The organism is Ruminiclostridium cellobioparum DSM 1351 = ATCC 15832 (assembly GCF_000621505.1).
Taxonomy (GTDB): domain Bacteria; phylum Bacillota; class Clostridia; order Acetivibrionales; family DSM-1351; genus Ruminiclostridium; species Ruminiclostridium cellobioparum.
The window spans coordinates 57381-73656 of sequence record NZ_JHYD01000034.1 but is presented as its reverse complement, the minus strand read 5'-3'; the positions used below and the strand labels follow the sequence as shown (position 1 = coordinate 73656).

At 40.7% G+C, this 16276-nt stretch carries 12 protein-coding genes; 10 read left to right on the top strand and 2 right to left on the bottom strand.

The window, feature by feature from the left end; all coding sequences use genetic code 11:
• Genes T344_RS0113950 through T344_RS0113930 form a run of 5 tightly spaced genes read left to right on the top strand, consistent with a single transcriptional unit; the run spans position 1 to position 4123 of the window.
• Positions 1 to 450, top strand: a complete 450-nt coding sequence (locus tag T344_RS0113950) for an RpiB/LacA/LacB family sugar-phosphate isomerase (RefSeq protein ID WP_242842085.1) — start codon at positions 1 to 3, stop codon at positions 448 to 450.
• A 28-nt stretch (positions 451 to 478) separates the two neighbouring features.
• Positions 479 to 1339 carry a transketolase gene (locus T344_RS0113945; RefSeq protein ID WP_027629222.1) on the top strand — a complete coding sequence of 287 codons (861 nt, stop codon included), beginning with the start codon at positions 479 to 481 and terminating at the stop codon, positions 1337 to 1339.
• Positions 1340 to 1341: 2 nt separating this feature from the next.
• Positions 1342 to 2289, top strand: coding sequence for a transketolase family protein (locus T344_RS0113940; protein ID WP_027629221.1), 948 nt, complete (start codon positions 1342 to 1344; stop codon positions 2287 to 2289).
• A gap of 30 nt (positions 2290 to 2319) precedes the next feature.
• On the top strand, positions 2320 to 3165 hold the full coding sequence (locus T344_RS0113935; RefSeq protein WP_027629220.1) for a class II fructose-bisphosphate aldolase: 846 nt from the start codon (positions 2320 to 2322) through the stop codon (positions 3163 to 3165).
• 4 nt (positions 3166 to 3169) lie between these two features.
• Complete coding sequence (locus T344_RS0113930) at positions 3170 to 4123, top strand: PHP domain-containing protein (RefSeq protein WP_034861543.1); 954 nt, start codon at positions 3170 to 3172, stop codon at positions 4121 to 4123.
• An 82-nt stretch (positions 4124 to 4205) separates the two neighbouring features.
• Here the strand turns inward: T344_RS0113930 and T344_RS0113925 are convergent, their stop codons facing one another.
• On the bottom strand, positions 4206 to 6512 hold the full coding sequence (locus T344_RS0113925; protein ID WP_027629218.1) for a helix-turn-helix domain-containing protein: 2307 nt from the start codon (positions 6510 to 6512) through the stop codon (positions 4206 to 4208).
• A gap of 245 nt (positions 6513 to 6757) precedes the next feature.
• Between T344_RS0113925 and T344_RS0113920 the strand changes: the two genes are divergently transcribed.
• The 4 genes from T344_RS0113920 (at position 6758) to T344_RS28285 (ending at position 11604) form a co-directional block, all read left to right on the top strand.
• Positions 6758 to 8101, top strand: coding sequence for an ABC transporter substrate-binding protein (locus tag T344_RS0113920; protein ID WP_027629217.1), 1344 nt, complete (start codon positions 6758 to 6760; stop codon positions 8099 to 8101).
• Between the two features lie 136 nt (positions 8102 to 8237).
• Positions 8238 to 9179 (top strand): carbohydrate ABC transporter permease, encoded by a 942-nt coding sequence (locus T344_RS0113910; RefSeq protein WP_242842084.1) that lies wholly within the window; start codon positions 8238 to 8240, stop codon positions 9177 to 9179.
• 16 nt (positions 9180 to 9195) lie between these two features.
• Positions 9196 to 10035: a carbohydrate ABC transporter permease gene (locus T344_RS0113905; RefSeq protein WP_027629215.1), complete on the top strand. Its 840-nt coding sequence runs from the start codon at positions 9196 to 9198 to the stop codon at positions 10033 to 10035.
• Between the two features lie 696 nt (positions 10036 to 10731).
• The gene (locus T344_RS28285; RefSeq protein WP_034861540.1) at positions 10732 to 11604 is read left to right on the top strand and encodes an aldose 1-epimerase family protein; all 873 of its coding nucleotides are present in this window, start codon (positions 10732 to 10734) and stop codon (positions 11602 to 11604) included.
• Between the two features lie 368 nt (positions 11605 to 11972).
• On the opposite strand, the gene T344_RS0113895 is transcribed toward T344_RS28285, so the two are convergent.
• The gene (locus tag T344_RS0113895) at positions 11973 to 14228 is read right to left on the bottom strand and encodes a helix-turn-helix domain-containing protein (protein WP_027629214.1); all 2256 of its coding nucleotides are present in this window, start codon (positions 14226 to 14228) and stop codon (positions 11973 to 11975) included.
• Positions 14229 to 14648: 420 nt separating this feature from the next.
• Between T344_RS0113895 and T344_RS29790 the strand changes: the two genes are divergently transcribed.
• The gene (locus T344_RS29790; protein WP_027629213.1) at positions 14649 to 16274 is read left to right on the top strand and encodes an extracellular solute-binding protein; all 1626 of its coding nucleotides are present in this window, start codon (positions 14649 to 14651) and stop codon (positions 16272 to 16274) included.
• The last annotated feature ends 2 nt before the right edge of the window (positions 16275 to 16276 follow it).

Sequence of the window (16276 nt, the reverse complement as noted above, 5' to 3'; positions counted from 1 at the left end):
ATGTCTGACAAAATGTCAATAGTGTTCGGATGTGATCCAAATGCGGCTGAATTAAAGAAAGAACTGATAAGTTATGTAACCGGTTTGGGATATACCTGTGAAGATTATGGAAGTGATGACCCCATATATGCAAATACTGCGGTAAAGGTTGCGGAGGCTGTTGCTGCCGGAAAGTTTAATAGAGGCATTCTTATCTGCGGTACGGGTATCGGCGTAAGTATAGCAGCCAATAAGGTAAAAGGTGCTTATGCGGCATTGGTGGGTGATATCTACCAGGCCCAGAGGGCGGCAAGAAGCAATAATGCAAATATAATTACTTTAGGAGCACAGGTTACCGGGGTGGAATTGGCAAAATGTCTGGTAAAGGAGTACCTGGAATCATCCTTCGATCCCAATTCCAGATCGGCTCCAAAGGTGGAAAGCATTCAAAAATATGAAGCTCACTGCTAATGTTTAATTAATGGAAGAGGGAATAAAAATGGGAGATAAAACTATTACAAATCTGAAATTATATGCCGCTAAAAGCCGGCGCAATGTTCTGCGCATGATACAGGCCGGAGGGTGCGGCCATATCGGAGGTGCATTTTCCTGTATAGATATCATTACAGCACTTTATTTTTATAAAATGAACATAGATCCGGCTAATCCGAAAAAGCCCGACAGGGACCGCTTTTTATTGTCGGCGGGACACAAGTGTATGGCCCAATATGGTGTACTTGCCGAGAGGGGCTTCTTTGACAAGAAAATATTGGATACATATGGAAAGCTTAATTCAAAATTACCGGGGCATCCTGACATGCATAAACTGAATGGGGTGGAAGGTAATACCGGGGCCCTGGGACACGGCTTGTCCCTTGCCTGCGGAATGGCTCTTGGGCTTCGCTCCCGGGGAAGTGATTCAACTGTCTATGTTGTAATGGGAGACGGGGAATTGGCAGAAGGGTCAAACTGGGAGGCTGCGGCTGCAGCGGCACATCACAATATTGAAAATCTGGTGGCGTTTGTAGATAAAAACGGCCTGCAAATCAGCGGAAAAACTTCTGATATTATGAATTTTGAACCGCTGGACAAAAGATTTGAGGCCTTTGGCTGGAATGTCATGGAAGTGGATGGAAATGATATGGAGCAAATAATTGAGCTGATGGACCGGCTGCCATTAAAAAACGGCAAACCAACATTGGTGGTTGCCAATACCGTAAAGGCAAAAGGGCTGTCTTTGGGGGAAGGAAAGGTGGCATACCACTATTGGAAGCCCTCAAAAGAAGAACTGGAAACAGTTATCAGGGAAACTGAAGAAATAATTCATCATTTGGAAAGTACAGTAAAAGAGGTGAGCTGAGTTTGGAAAAAATAGATCCAAGAAAAGCGTTTGGCAAGGCAGTATCGGAAATAGCCGAAAAAAATAAAAATATCGTTATTCTCTCAGCCGACAGCGGAGGCAGTTCAGGATTTGGTGAGTTTTCCAAAGCACATCCTGAGCGTTATTTTGAGTTTGGCATCATGGAACAGGGGGTTGTAGGTATTGCATCAGGGTTGGCGACAACAGGAAAAGTGCCGGTTTTTTGCGCCATTGCACCTTTTGTCACAGCCCGGCCTTTTGAAATGCTGCGCAATGACTGTGGTTATATGAAGCAAAATGTGAAAATCGTCGGAAGAAACGGAGGTATTACATACTCTGACCTCGGCGCAACCCACCATTCATTGGAGGATTATGCAATAATGAGGATGATTCCCGGTATGGTTGTACTGGCACCCCAGGATCCATCTGAAATAATAGCAGCGTCCAAGGCCATGCTGGAATACAATGGTCCGGTTTATATGAGGATTGGTAATGAGCCTCAGGAGGTTTTTCTCCAGGAAAGGCAATTTGAAATAGGAAAAGGACAGGTGCTTTGTGAAGGCAGTGATATGGCCATTATTTCCACCGGACTTATGACTGCAAAAGCGGTAAAGGCGGCTGAGAAATTGCGTGAACAGGGAATAGCGGTTCAAGTGGTCGGTATGCCGACAATATCACCTGTGGACAGGGAAATTATAGTGGAAGCTGCAAGGAAAACCGGCAGGATAATAACTGTGGAAGAGCATTATACCGAAGGCGGCCTGGGCTCAATAGTTACAGAAGTTTGCAGCGAAGAATTCCCCGTACCGGTAAAGAGATTGGGAATACCCAAAGTTTATGCCACATCGGGTCCGTATGAAGAAATCCTGTCGTTTTACGGTTTGGATGTCGCTGGGATTGTTAAGGCTGTGCGGGAAAGTCTTTCGGGTATGGAGTATGGCAATGGCTGATATGATATTATCACGCATTTGGAGGATATAATGGACAAAAGGTCAATTTTAGAGGAGTTATTGAGGGCAAAAGAAGACAGGTTTGCCATTGGAGCCTTTAACATATTTAATTATCTGTCGGCAAAGGCAGTGATAAGTGCTGCTCAGAAGGAGGGATGTCCTGTTATATTGCAGACTTCATCCCAGACTGCGGTCACTTTGGGGGTTAAGGCCCTGGGCAGTATGCTGAGACAACTGGCGGATTCTGCCCAGGTACCTGTTTTTATACATTTGGATCATTGCAAGGATTTGGAGTTGGTAAAGTCCTGTATTGACAACGGATGGGATTCTGTCATGTATGACGGATCGGCTCTGCCAATCGGGGAAAACATACGGAACAGCAAAACCCTGGCAGAATACGCACATGCGAGGGGTGTATTTATTGAAGGCGAGCTTGGGAAAATTGCCGGAGTGGAAGACGATATAAGCGTTTCGGAAGATGATGCCGAGAAAACATCACTGGATGAAGCAATCAGGTATGCCGGAGAATCGGAAGTTGACATGTTTGCACCGGCGGTAGGCACCGCACATGGAATGTACAGGGGCCAGCCCCATATCAATTTTAGTTTGATAGAGCAGTTGAAGGACAGAATATCGCAGCCCATAGTTATACATGGAGGAACCGGGCTTGAAGATGGTGCATTTTTTAAATTGATTGAAAGCGGAGCAGCCAAAATAAATGTCTCTACTGCTATAAAACATGCTTACATTGATGGTGCCAGAGAGTATCTTCAACTATATCCAGACAGGTTGGATCCTATCGGAATGGATGAATTTCTGTACAAAAAAATTGAAAGTGCTGCAATAAAGCATATCAGATTATTCAGAAAGGATTGATTTAATGGAAATACCGTTAATGTCACCAAATTTTCCATGCGATCTCCATTGTCATACCAACCGGTCCGATGGGGCGGATTCTGTTCAGGAGCTGATTGACCACGCAGCCCGACAGGGGATGAGAATAGTAGCCATCACTGATCATGATATTATTCCTCCGGAAAAAATTATTGCCGGCTGGCTGGAGATCACTCCCGAAGTTTATGCAAAGGAAAAGGGAGTTGTCCTGCTCAAAGGAATAGAGATCTCCTGTGAAACTGAAGTCGAAGACGTCCATATTGTGTGCCTGGGATGTGACTGGAAGGATGCTTTTTTCAAACGGCTTCAGGATGCAGTTGCAGCTTCAAAGGCAGAAAGCTACCGTATTCTTGTGGAAAGGCTGAATTCCGACGGGATTGATATTTCCTGGAAAGAATTGATGGAGAACAACGGAACGCCCATTGAAGAAAGTCAGATTCAGAAAAAGAAGATATTTGAGCTCATGGCAGCAAAGGGTTATTCCTCTGACTGGAGTTCTGCCAAACTGATGATAAAGAATAATGAGAGATACAGAATCAACAGGCGTAAGCCCGATCCGGTTAATGTAATAAAGGAAATACACCGCTGCGGCGGTATCACAATTCTTGCACATCCTCACCTCATATCGGAAAGTGTAGTTATAAATCAGAAAATAATCAGCCGGGAAGAATATATTGATATTCTGATAAATGCCGGGCTGGATGGAATAGAAGCCTGCTACACCTATGACAAGACCAGCTATTCCGGGAATAAATCCAAAGAGGAGATTTATACCGAAATCAGGCAAAAATATGAAAGCAGGGTTTCTATTATGTCAGGTGGCTCGGATTATCATGCCGACTTTAAAAAAGGATCAGCCAGGCCACGTTTTATAGGTGAATGCGGTGTTTCAGAAGAGTACTTTTATAGAAATAAACTGTTGAAAAAATTGGTTGATTAGCAGCCAGATCTCATAAAACCTTAGCTCGTCCGCAACTGCCGGACGAGCTTGCTGGCCTTCAAAAAGATTTTATTATTATATATTATTGTCCATTCCGGTAATCACCGGGAGTAATTCCCTCGTATTTTTTAAAGAAGCGCATGAAGCTGTGAACATTGTTGTAGCCCACCTTCTGGGCAATCTGGGCAATGTTGAGATTTGTTTCCTTCAGCAGTTCCTTGCTGGACTCAAGCCGTTTGAGAGTTATAAATTCCAGAACGGTCTTGCCGGTCACATTTTTAAATACTCTGCTGAAATATGAAGCATTGAGGCCTACATAGTCGGCTATGGATTCCACCGAGAGGTCCCTCTGAAAATTCTTACCTATGAAATCCATGGCTTTTTCAATATTTTTATCTCCCTTATCAATGCTTGAAATGTATGAAACAATACTTTCAAACAGCCTGCTTATGAAAAGATGAATTTCGTCAAGGGTCTCCTTCTTTGCCAGATCCTTATATACAATGTAGTTTTCTCCGAAAATATCGGAATGCTGTATTCCGGAATCCGACAGAACGGACAGCGAAGCATCCAGAAGTCTGTTATAGGTGCTGTAGACTTCTTCGTAGGACACGCTGTAGTTACTTTTTATGTTTGAATATATTTCATTGAGATATTCCTTAACCTTTTGTATATCACCCGACTTAATATTGTTTTTTATCAGTGTTTCAGTCTTTTCAGGATAATAATATGCAATTTTATAGCTGTCCGAAAGATCATGATAAAAAAGAATGGTATCAGTACCCGACATAAGCTTGTATTTCATGACATTCAGGCTTTCCCTGTAGGAAAGACCACAATCAGCCATTTCATGGTAAATATTGCCGATACCTGCAGAGACGGTCAGGGTGTAGAATTTACTTACCGATTCCTTTATTTGTTCCAGAATACCTGTAATGTCGGAATTAAAGGTGTTCACATTCTCATCCGGAATGTTGACGATGAAGGCCAGCCTGCTTTCCGATACTTCGGCCGATAAAAATTTGAAGCTTGTGCCTAAAAGCTCTTCAGCAATGTTGCGTATTGCAAATATATACAGATTGAGGTCGGCAAGAGTCAGTGCATCCGCCAGCTCTGCAAAATTGTCAACTTCAATGAGAACAACGCAATAATTGGGGTACATAAAATCAATGCCGAGAAAGTCGATCTGGCTTTGAATTTCCAGGGAATCAACTATTTTGTTGTTTAGCAAACTCAGTACAAACCTCTCATTGAGTACAGGCAGGCTGGAATAATAGGACTTTTCAAGATCTTTATTCCTTACTATTACCTGCTGGAAGGCCCCTGACAGGAAGGTGAAGGAATCCCTGCTTTTGGCCTCAAACATTGTATTTGAACTGTCCGGCTGGGATTTGAACATATCCATAAGCTTTTTTATGGGGTTGTACATGGTTCTTGACAGGAGATACGATATAAAAATTCCCACGAGGGCCAGTAAAAGGCATAAGCCAAAAGTAAGGTTCTGTATGAAGGAAAGTTTTTGCGTCAAATAGGTAAGAGGTGTTTCAGATACAAAAATCCAGCCGGTGTAGGAGGATTTTGCATAACAAACAAGGGTAGGAGTTTTATTGATACCGGCAATAAAATGCCCCTGATTGCCCGAACCGAGGATTTTATTTATATATTCACTGCTTCTGTCATTTGTAATATCGGTATTTAAAGGTTTCCCGGATATCAGATTTTTGTGATCGTCAGTGATATATATGGCCGAATGGCTGTTAATTTTCATGTTTTCCATGGCCTGGGATAATTTTGCTTCGTGGATATTTACCGCCAGAAGCCCCAGCTTCTTTTCGGTGTTGACGGGCACGCTGCGCACAAGGGTAATGACCTTGTCGATATCACCGTCATAGTTAGGTATGCTTTGGGTAGGCAGCCAAATGGCCTTGCGGGAAGTATTCCCGGAATTTTCAACCCAGCGGTTTGCTACCTCGCCCTTATACGCACTTAGAATACCTGAGGAGGATATTATCATATTATTTGCTTTAAAGTACATTTTTATGGATTGAATGTTTCTGTTTTTACTGGGTATATCTCTGGTAAGATCTAAAAGTTCGGTCAGGAAATAGTTGCTGTCTGTATTATTGCCGTATGCATATATTCTTGCATCAATCCCTGTTTGTATTGAGAGCTTGTCAATTTCATCCAGAGTATTTTCGATGGCTGTCCGGATTTGTATAAGTGAATTGCCGCTTGAATTGCTCAATTCGTTTTCAAGTGCATTAATTGAAACCAGATATGAAAATGAACCTATGACAATAATAGGTATTATTATGACAAGAAAGTACGATACAAAATAAATTAAAAATGTTCTGTTAAATTTGCTCAGGAATATGGAAGGTTTCAACATGGTAATATGACCTCGAAAATTAGTCGTAGATTATTTATATTATTACATGAAGTGAGGAAAATAGTAAGTAAAAAATATTAAAAAGTAAGGTAATATACAACAAAGTAAAAAATGTATCATATAAAAAGTAAGATTTTTTGTATAAAAACACTAAATATAAAATTTACTTATTGGTACATATGTGACAAAATGAAAACACAAAGTGGCCGGCACTTAAAAAACAAAATAATTCTGGAGGAAGATTTATGAAAAAACTAGCTTGTTTACTATTGGCAGGTATTATTTCGGTTTCCATGCTGGCAGGATGCGGCAGTGAAGAAAAAGCAGCACAGAATTCTTCAGCTTCCCAATCACCAGCTTCACAGACAGCAGCGCAGACCAGTGATGATACTCCTGTTACAGTCAAGTTTGCAAACTGGGGAATGAGTGAAGCAGCTACAAAGCCAGTTTTTGAACAGATAGCCGAATCATATAAGGCACTGCACCCCAATACTACTATAGAATATGTAGGAATCCCTTATGGAGATATAAAGCAGCAGACATTTGTAATGGCAGCTTCGGGAAATGCGCCTGATATCATTCAGACCCATACGGCCTGGTTTTCCACCTATGCAACTTCGGATATTGTTGAACCTCTTGATGAGCTTTTGGGGAAGGAATACATAGATGATATCATCGATTCCTACAAGGCGGACTACACGTATAACGGCAAATTGATGGGTATTCCATGGGCTCCTTCGCCTTACGTACTTTATTATAATAAGGAAATTTTCAAAAAGGCAGGGTTGGACCCTGAAATGCCTCCTAAAACCTATGATGAAATGCTTGCCATGGCAAGAACCATATCAAAGGTCAAGGCTGATGACGGAAATAAAATATACGGCTTCGGGGAGGCCACCGATAAATTGCCTATAAATGGTTTGGTCGCGCTTAGAAACATATACAGCTTTAATGGTTCGGTATACGATAAGGACTCAAAGGTAAATGTTAATACTCCGGAAGTAATAGAAACTCTTAAATTCTATCAGACTATTTCAAATGAGGGCTTATCACCTGCAGGTGCCAAGCTGAAAGATTTAAGAAATCTGTTTTCAATCGGCCAGCTTGGTATGTATATGGACGGTTACTACGGAAAGGCAGTATTCAGAAATCTGAGCGGCAAGGGAGAAGCTTTTGACAAGGTCTGGGGAGTTGCCCTGGTTCCTGTCAATAAGACCGGAAAGAGCGTATCCATCGGTGAAGCTCATGGACTTGTCATTTCGAGGGATTCAAAGGTTAAGACCCAGGCAGCTGATATTCTCAAGTATATAACAAGTAAAGAAATGATTACGCAATATCATAAGAGCAATGACGTGCTTTCAGCAAGAAAATCACTCAGTGCCGATCCTGACCTGAATGACAGTGATTTTGCCAGGATTTGTGTAGAACAGTTGAATAACTACATTCAGCCGCTGCCTGCAAATAATCCGGGAATGGAGCAGGGATATCTTGAAATTGCCACAGCTCTTCAAAGAGTGACCGTTGGTAAGGAAGAGCCTGCAAAAGTAGCACAGGACCTGGATGCAAAGCTGAAGGGCTTGCTTAAATAATTGCCGGCGCTTTGCAAATTTTTTTGGGAGGATGACCTGATAGACCTCTCGATGGGGCTTACAGGTTATCCCCTGAAAAATACCGCCACAAAATTATCATATTTTTTGCCGCAATATGTGGCGCTTGGAGGTTAAAATGAGTGAAAAAAACAGCACAAAAGCAAGTTCCATAAGTATCAGGCAAAACAGGTTATTGTTATCCAACAGTGTTAAGGACAGGATTTTTTTGATAACCATTCTGGCACCTGCTTTTATCCTTTTGTGCTTCACAATATTTATACCGATTATGAAATCGGTTTATATGAGTTTCTTTGATATTACATTAACAAATATTAAATCAGCTGCATGGAATAATTTTGCAAATTACAGAGATGTATTTTCAACCGGTGATTTTGGAACAGCATTAAAAAATACCGTTTTTTATGCCTCAAGTGTGGTTATTATACAGTTTATTCTGAGTATGGCTTTAGCCATGATCCTTAACATGAACATTCCCGGAAGAAAACTTCTGAGGACTCTGGTACTTATACCGTGGATAGTACCTACAATAGTTGTAGCACTGTTGTGGATGTGGATATTCCAACCACAGTATGGTGTTATGAACCATATATTGATGGGGACCGGAATAATAAACGAGCCCAAGACCTGGCTTTCGGATTTAAAACTGGCCATGCCTTCAGTAATGATAGCTGCATTATGGCGGCAGCTTCCGTTTATGACTATCATGCTGCTATCCGGCATGCAGAGTATACCTGAAGACATGTATGAAGCAGCAGTTATTGACGGCGCAAACAAAAAACAGATGTTTTTTCATATAACGCTTCCTTTCCTTGCAAATGTTATTAAGACAGTAACTCTGGTTGCAGTTATCGAGAACTTTAAAATGTTCCCCCTCTTCTGGATCATGACAGGAGGAGGACCGGTTATGGCAACAACAACCCTTGCCATTTTAAGCTACCAGACTGCGTTTACATCGCTTAACCTGGGCAAAGGTGCCGCAATAGGCGTACTGTGGCTTCTGATACTTATCCTCTTTTCATGGGGGTACAATAAACTATTTTCATTGAGAGAGGACTAGGGAGGTAGTTATAGAGATGAACAATAAAAAGGACTATTTTACTCTTATTTCTACAAGGGTTCTGCTGGTTGTATTCCTGATATTCCTGCTGTTTCCCGTATATTGGATGATTTCCACATCCTTCAAGGATAACAGTGTGCTGTTTAAAATACCTCCGGAATGGATTCCGCAAAACCCTACAATAAAAAATTATGTAAAGCTGTTAAGCGAGAATTATTTTTTAACCTATTATAAAAACAGCTTTATAGTGTCGGGAGGAGCAACGGTGCTCACTATGTTTGTGGCAATGTTTGCCGGATACGGCTTTTCAAGATTCAGGTTCAGAGCCAAGAACCTGATTATGCTGCTGATCCTGTCAACACAGATGTTTCCGGTTGTATCACTGCTGATATCGCTTTATACAATGTATAAGAATTACGGACTTCTGAATAACAGGTTTGGACTTGTGCTGGCCATGACAACTGCATCCCTGCCATTCTCAATACTGATGATAAAGGGCTTCTTCGACGATATTTCGATACATCTTGAGGAGGCTGCACGAATTGATGGCTGCGGCAGGTTCGGCATACTGTGGAGAATCATATTCCCGCTGGCAAAGCCCGGATTCCTGGCTGTTGGAATATACACCTTCCTGCTGGCCTGGGACGACCTGCTGTACTCCATAACCCTGGTAAACAAGGATGAACTGAGGACTCTGCCTTCGGGAATTTCAATGAGGTATATGGGCGAATTTGCATATGACTGGGCCAACGTAATGACAGTCTGTGTGACTGCAACAATTCCCGTATTGATTCTGTTTATGTTCCTGCAGAGATATATGGTGGCAGGGCTTACTGCGGGTGCTGTAAAAGGATAATTAATTTAACGCGTTGTGCTGGTTGGTTGATCAACTTTGCAAGTAAAAATTGTTAATGATTATACTGGTACTTCCATACTAACTTCAATCAATGATGGCACACAAAGCGCTTACTTGAAATAGTACGGTTCACAACAAGTATTTTTTGCCGTCGCAGCGACTCGACCGTCCGGGTCTCGCGTGCTACTCAAAGTGACATCCTGTCACTTTGTCGGCTAAAATACTTGTTTTTCACCTACAAATTTCAGCAAGCACTTTTACCGTGCTCTCCATTGCTTGAAGTTGTACTCGCGTACCTGTAAAATCAGCATAACCCATTTAATTCAAAATTGAGAGTCAAATTAACCAGCACAACGAGTTAATTTAATAGCTGTGTCATTTTGGAACAGTCCCCCTATACATTTTAAGAGCAGGTATACAACGGTGATAAAAGGTTGTGTACCTGCTCTTAAATTACTGCCGGAAGTCCCAAAGCAACTCCATACCTTTTTACATAAGTTGATAATTACAGAAATCAGTTTGCTTAAATACAGGCAATTTTGTGTATATAGTCGGCAGGATACTTCATTGGGATATATCCTGACCCTTAGTATAATTAAATGTACCCTCTATCGACAATGTACAATACATTGTCGATAGAGGGTAATTGGATCAAATAAAACATTTTAAAGCCGAAAGGCGTATGGGGGTAAAACAATGATTTCTAAAATTTTTAACGATGACATAGCAGTTGAGGTAAATTCAGCAGGTGCAGAACTCATGAGCCTTAAAACCAGGAAGGATGATCTGGAATTTTTGTGGCAGGGGGATCCGAAGTATTGGAAAAGGCGTGCCCCATTGCTTTTCCCGATTGTGGGTATTTTTGAAAAAGACAGATATATGTATAAGGGAAGGGAATATGAAATTGAGCTTCACGGATTTATAAAGGATTGCACTTTTGATTTGCTTGAAAGTAATGAGACCAGCTTGTTATATAAATTTTCGGCAAACGAGGCAACCTTTGTCAAATATCCGTTTGAATTCGATCTGTACGTGAGCTATCAGCTTGCAGGTTCCCGGGTGAAAATACAACGCAAGGTTGCGAACAGGAGCAATGAAAAAATGTGGTTTTCAATAGGAGAGCATCCCGGTTTCAGATGTCCGCTGCTTGAGAATGAGACTATGGAAGATTATTATCTTGACTTTGAAAAAAGTGAGTATATAAACAGAAGATTTGTTGAGGACGGTTTACAAACGGGACGGCAGGAATTATTTATAAGTAATGAAAAGGCTGTAACTCTTTCCTCAAAACTGTTTGAAAGCAGGGTAGTCATAATGAAAGGACTTGAATCAAATTACGTTGAATTAAAAAACACTAAAAACAACAGAGCTGTCAAGGTGAGCTTCAGCGGTTATCCCTATCTGGGTATTTGGTCGCCGGAAACAGGCGCACCTTTTGTATGCATTGAGCCATGGTACGGGATAACATCCTCAAAAAACAGGGTTGAAGATATAAGGGACAAGGAAGGTATTTTATCTGTTTCCCCCAAGGGATTATTTGAGTGCGGCTATATTATTGAAGTTAAATAGCAAGTCAAGTTAACACGTTGTGCTAGTTGAAATTTTGTTTTGCTTTGCAGATAGATTTAATTAGAATCAAATGGTACGTGAGGACAACTTCATGAAATAGATGCACGGTTAAAAACAATTGCGATAATTGTCGACGAAAGTAAAGCGGTTTTGCCGGCAAAGCAGCAGGACGCTGCTTTGAGCTTCAAATCGAGACAGGATGTCGAGTTTGAGCGACAGCAAAATCGCTTTATAATGAGGCGATACAATTTTCGTAATTGTTTTGGGTGCATCTATTTTATGAAGTTAGTACGGAAGTTACCAGTTAATATAAAGAATTACACAGGTAAAGCAAATCTAAATTAATTAGCACAGCGCGTTAATGCTTTCTATGTTTTAGAGAGGCGTTCAAGCTGACTGCGGTACTTTCCAGGCGTAATACCTTCATATTTTTTAAATACTCTTATCAATGTGACATCATTATAAAATCCACTCTGGCAAGCAATATCCGCCAGCGTAAGATTGGGCTTATCGGCCATTAATTGCTTGGCATATGCAATGCGCAGCTGATGTACATGGTCCAGCAGATTCTTGCCTGTTTCCTTTTTAAAGATTTTTGATACATAGGAATGGCTTACATTCAACTGGTCTGAAATAAATGATACATTAAAATCAGGATTGAGATAATTATCATTGGTTATTTTGCGTATATGCTCAATAACATCCATTTTGGATGCAGACGATAAAAGTATATTTGATAAAAAGCTGAAAATTGCGTGGTATTCCTTCTCCAACTCTTCTATGGTAATACAGTTCAACAGCCTGTCTGCCAATGAAAAGTCTTCCCATATATTATTGACATAACTGGCATCCATTCCCCCAATAACTGAAATTGTATGGTCTATAAAGCTGAAAATTTTGCATTTGACAAATTGAAGAGTATACTGTTTACTGGTTAATTCCTCAAATATTTGTCCCTGAATGCTTTGTGCGGCAGAAAGATTCTGATCAATGATCAGGTTGGCAAATTTTCTGAACCATGTTTCAAACACAAGGCTGTTTTCATTAAAGTGGTCTGCCTGGTTCAGCTCACTATAGCGCATAATGCCATGCAAGCCTAAAAAGGTCATATAATCCGCAACCTTTTTTGCTTCTTCGTAGGACAGGTTCAATAACGGAAGCCCATTGTATATTTCACCCATGGATACAATTATATTGTCCAGCTGTTCGGCAAAGAGATGTTCCAAAGTGCCGTATATTTTTGAACCGCTATATTTGGACTTCAGGAATAAAAACAATTTAAAATTGTTCATACCATCCAGCAAATAAAAGTCAAACTCCATATTCATATCTGAAACTAAAGCCTGCTCCAACAGTACCTTGGATTGCCGCAACAGGGATGGTTCATCACATTGTATATATATAATCTGAACATATTCACCGTTGATTTCCAGGCCGAATTTTTCCATATATTCATGTATCAGGTTTTCATTTAATATTTCGTTATGAATAAGTTTGGTAAGTAAAGCATCCATATATTGTTGTTTGTTAACGGCCATATCTGCCCGGGTTTGCTTTCTTTCGGCCAGCAACTGATTGATAGAAGCTTCTATGTATTCCAAACTTGAGACATTTTCCTGGGCACCGTGTCTTTCAGTATCCATCAGCTTTGCAATACGCTGTATGGGACTGTAATTATATCTCGCCAGGGCGAGGCTCACAATAAGACATGTAAGTAGTAGAAGAACAATCCAGGTTATTGCAATGGTGGTACTGGCAGTAAGCGTTTGCTCATAGTCCGTGAGAGGAAGCATTACCACATGGGTTAGGTCAAACTCGGCTGAGTGTGCCACACAGAAGGCATATCCTTCTTTCTTGTGTACACCCGGGGTCAGTTCACTTATATTCACAGGATAATTTTTTAACAGAGCAGCTTTGTCTTGAGTTGAAAACATAATATTACCATCCCGGTTAAAGGTAAACATCTGACAATCGCTGGTATCTGCCGATATGGATGAATCAAAGGAAATTTTACCGGGATCGATAATTATGCACAGTGCTCCCTTGGTTTCTGAATGCTCACCCAGCGGGAGAGAGCATATCATTGCAGCTGTTTTCGCGTATGCTCCATCCCCCTCCAAAGTGTACCAATTATTATAATTGTAGCTGTTTAAAATATTGAAAAAAGAATCACTGCGCAGATACTGATAACTCCACTGTTCCACAGTATAAACAGAATTTCCGGTGATAATATATTGTTGTTCCGGCAAATATATAAAAATGGATTTGATATACCCGTTTAAAAATTTGTAACTATTCAGTTTGGAAATAATTTCTGTAAAGCCATATCTTATGAGAGGATCAAAATCTCCTTTATGTGACAGCAGGGCTTTTACCCGGTCATCGAAAAGCAAATCTGTCGGAAGGCTTTCTATTGCCCTCAATTTGTTTTCAAGATGAACCTGATATTGGGATACCGAGTATCTGCCTGTTTCAACAGTATAATCTGAAATGGTATTAATTAACTTTGTGGTTATAATGGAAATAACAAATGCAACTATTAAAAGTAATGCGATGTAAGAAATTAGTAATTTCTTATAAAAGCTCCCTGCTTTCAGTCTGATAAGAAAACTGTTTTTTCTCATAATGGGAACCCCTTTCTGTTAAGTTACAAAATGATAATTTAAAGAAAAAATTGATAATTTTATAGTAAAATCTATAAACAAACATATTGCAATTTGTGCAATTTGACCAAAAAACGAGGTGAAATGGGTCAAAAAAAGGACATTTACTTTACACTCCAACCTGGCTTACTATTATAAGTGCCATTGTAAAAGATTTAAATCGATTAGTCAATTATTAAGTTTATGTATACATAATATATTGAAAAAATATTGCATGTCTTTAAATATCAGGAACCATATAAATACCACACAATCAACAATTATTAAAAAGGTTGTTTGAAAGAAAGATAATCAATAAAGACTTCACCTTATAATGTTGATAACCCGCCGAAAAGCGGGATGTCATAAATATCTTTTTATTATCCAAGGAGGAATAAATTTATGAAAATGAAGAGAGCAATTTTGTCCGTCATTCTATGTATCATTCTTATTTATTCGACAGCCTGCGGCAATTCAGGGAAGACGGATACAGCAGGTCAGACCACCACGGGCGATACTGCTTCCGCAGCCAAGGAAGTATCTTTTCCATTAAAGGAATCAGCGACGCTTACCATGTGGTGCGGGTTCAATGTAAATGCCTCAAAGGTTATGTCTGATTTTAGCGGCAGTCATGTTTTTCAGGAGATGGAGAAGATAACCAATACAAAAATCAAATTTATACATCCCGCAATCGGACAGGAGGTTGAACAATTTAACCTGATGATTGCCTCCAATGAATACCCTGACATGGTTATGGGCGGTATAAGCTTTTATGCCGGAGGAGGTGACAAAGCTGTTGCAGATGGTATTTTTATAAAACTGAATGATTTGATTGCCAAGTATGCGCCAAATTACAGCAAGCTGCTGGCAAATAACCCGGATGCCGCACGGCAGTGCTCATCGGACAACAGCATCATGTCTGCGATTTTGCCGATTATGCGCCAGGACAACCTATGCTGGCATGGTCCTTCCATCAGGGCCGACTGGCTGAAGGAGACCGGCCTCGATACACCTGTAACAATCAGTGACTGGGAAGAAATGCTGACAGCTATGAAGAAAAATCATCCGGACTCCACACCATTGATTTTCAATTTTGCAGGCGCTCCGGTTGGAGAGGGTTTTAAAAACCGCGGTGAGGATCACTGGGGAGTATTCCTTTCGGCTTACGGCATGGGCCCCAGCCTTTATAATGACAATGGAACTGTAAAGCTTGGTGCTATACAGCCAGGTTATAAAGATTATCTTGAACTAATAAACCGCTGGTACAAAAATGGCTTAATTGATGCAGATTTTCCTGCACGTGACGAAGAGGGCCTGAATGCCATTATCACATCAGGCAAAGCGGGTGCCATGGTAGGTTCTGTGGATATCGCATCCAACCTGTTCGGAAGTCAAAAAATAGATTATGTAACTGCACCATACCCTGTTTTGAAAGAGGGAGATAAAATCAATTATCGTGCATTTGATGCCGTAGCATCTCCTATTGCCAATTCAGTAAGTATTTCAACACAGTGCAAAAACCCTGAAATTGCTGTGGCCTGGTTGGATTACGCATTTTCGGAAAAAGGCTCTCTTTTGTATAATTTCGGACTGGAGGGTGAGGGTTACACCTTGCAGGAAGGTAAGCCGGTATTTACGGATACTGTTCTTAATAATCCCGACATTTCCACAGAAACAGCATTGTTTTTATACAAAATGCAGTCGTTCCCGCAATTGCGCTATGGAGCATATGCCAACCCGGGTACATTGAGAAAACCTGCGGTAATGGAACAGAAAATCGCATGGACCGAGCAGTGCACTGCTGATTTGGCCATGCCGCCGGTAACTCTTACTGCGGATGAAGCAAAAGCTTATTCCAGCATAATGAGTACTGCAAATGTTTATCGCAATGAAATGGTACTCAAATTCATTATGGGCGCAGAATCACTTGATAAATTTGATAGCTACGTAAAACAAATGGATAAAATGGGTATCAATGACGCCATAAAAATTTATCAGGACGCACTCGGCAGGTATTTAAAACGCTGATT

Excerpts from the sequence above, each read along its gene's own strand:
- T344_RS28285 (WP_034861540.1), top strand. The coding sequence starts at position 10,732 with ATGATTTCTAAAATTTTTAACGATGACATAGCAGTTGAGGTAAATTCA.
- T344_RS29790 (WP_027629213.1), top strand. The coding sequence starts at position 14,649 with ATGAAAATGAAGAGAGCAATTTTGTCCGTCATTCTATGTATCATTCTT.
- T344_RS0113935 (WP_027629220.1), top strand. The coding sequence starts at position 2,320 with ATGGACAAAAGGTCAATTTTAGAGGAGTTATTGAGGGCAAAAGAAGAC.
- T344_RS0113945 (WP_027629222.1), top strand. The coding sequence starts at position 479 with ATGGGAGATAAAACTATTACAAATCTGAAATTATATGCCGCTAAAAGC.
- T344_RS0113920 (WP_027629217.1), top strand. The coding sequence starts at position 6,758 with ATGAAAAAACTAGCTTGTTTACTATTGGCAGGTATTATTTCGGTTTCC.
- T344_RS0113950 (WP_242842085.1), top strand. The coding sequence starts at position 1 with ATGTCTGACAAAATGTCAATAGTGTTCGGATGTGATCCAAATGCGGCT.
- T344_RS0113930 (WP_034861543.1), top strand. The coding sequence starts at position 3,170 with ATGGAAATACCGTTAATGTCACCAAATTTTCCATGCGATCTCCATTGT.
- T344_RS0113910 (WP_242842084.1), top strand. The coding sequence starts at position 8,238 with ATGAGTGAAAAAAACAGCACAAAAGCAAGTTCCATAAGTATCAGGCAA.
- T344_RS0113895 (WP_027629214.1), bottom strand. The coding sequence starts at position 14,228 with ATGAGAAAAAACAGTTTTCTTATCAGACTGAAAGCAGGGAGCTTTTAT.
- T344_RS0113905 (WP_027629215.1), top strand. The coding sequence starts at position 9,196 with ATGAACAATAAAAAGGACTATTTTACTCTTATTTCTACAAGGGTTCTG.
- T344_RS0113925 (WP_027629218.1), bottom strand. The coding sequence starts at position 6,512 with ATGTTGAAACCTTCCATATTCCTGAGCAAATTTAACAGAACATTTTTA.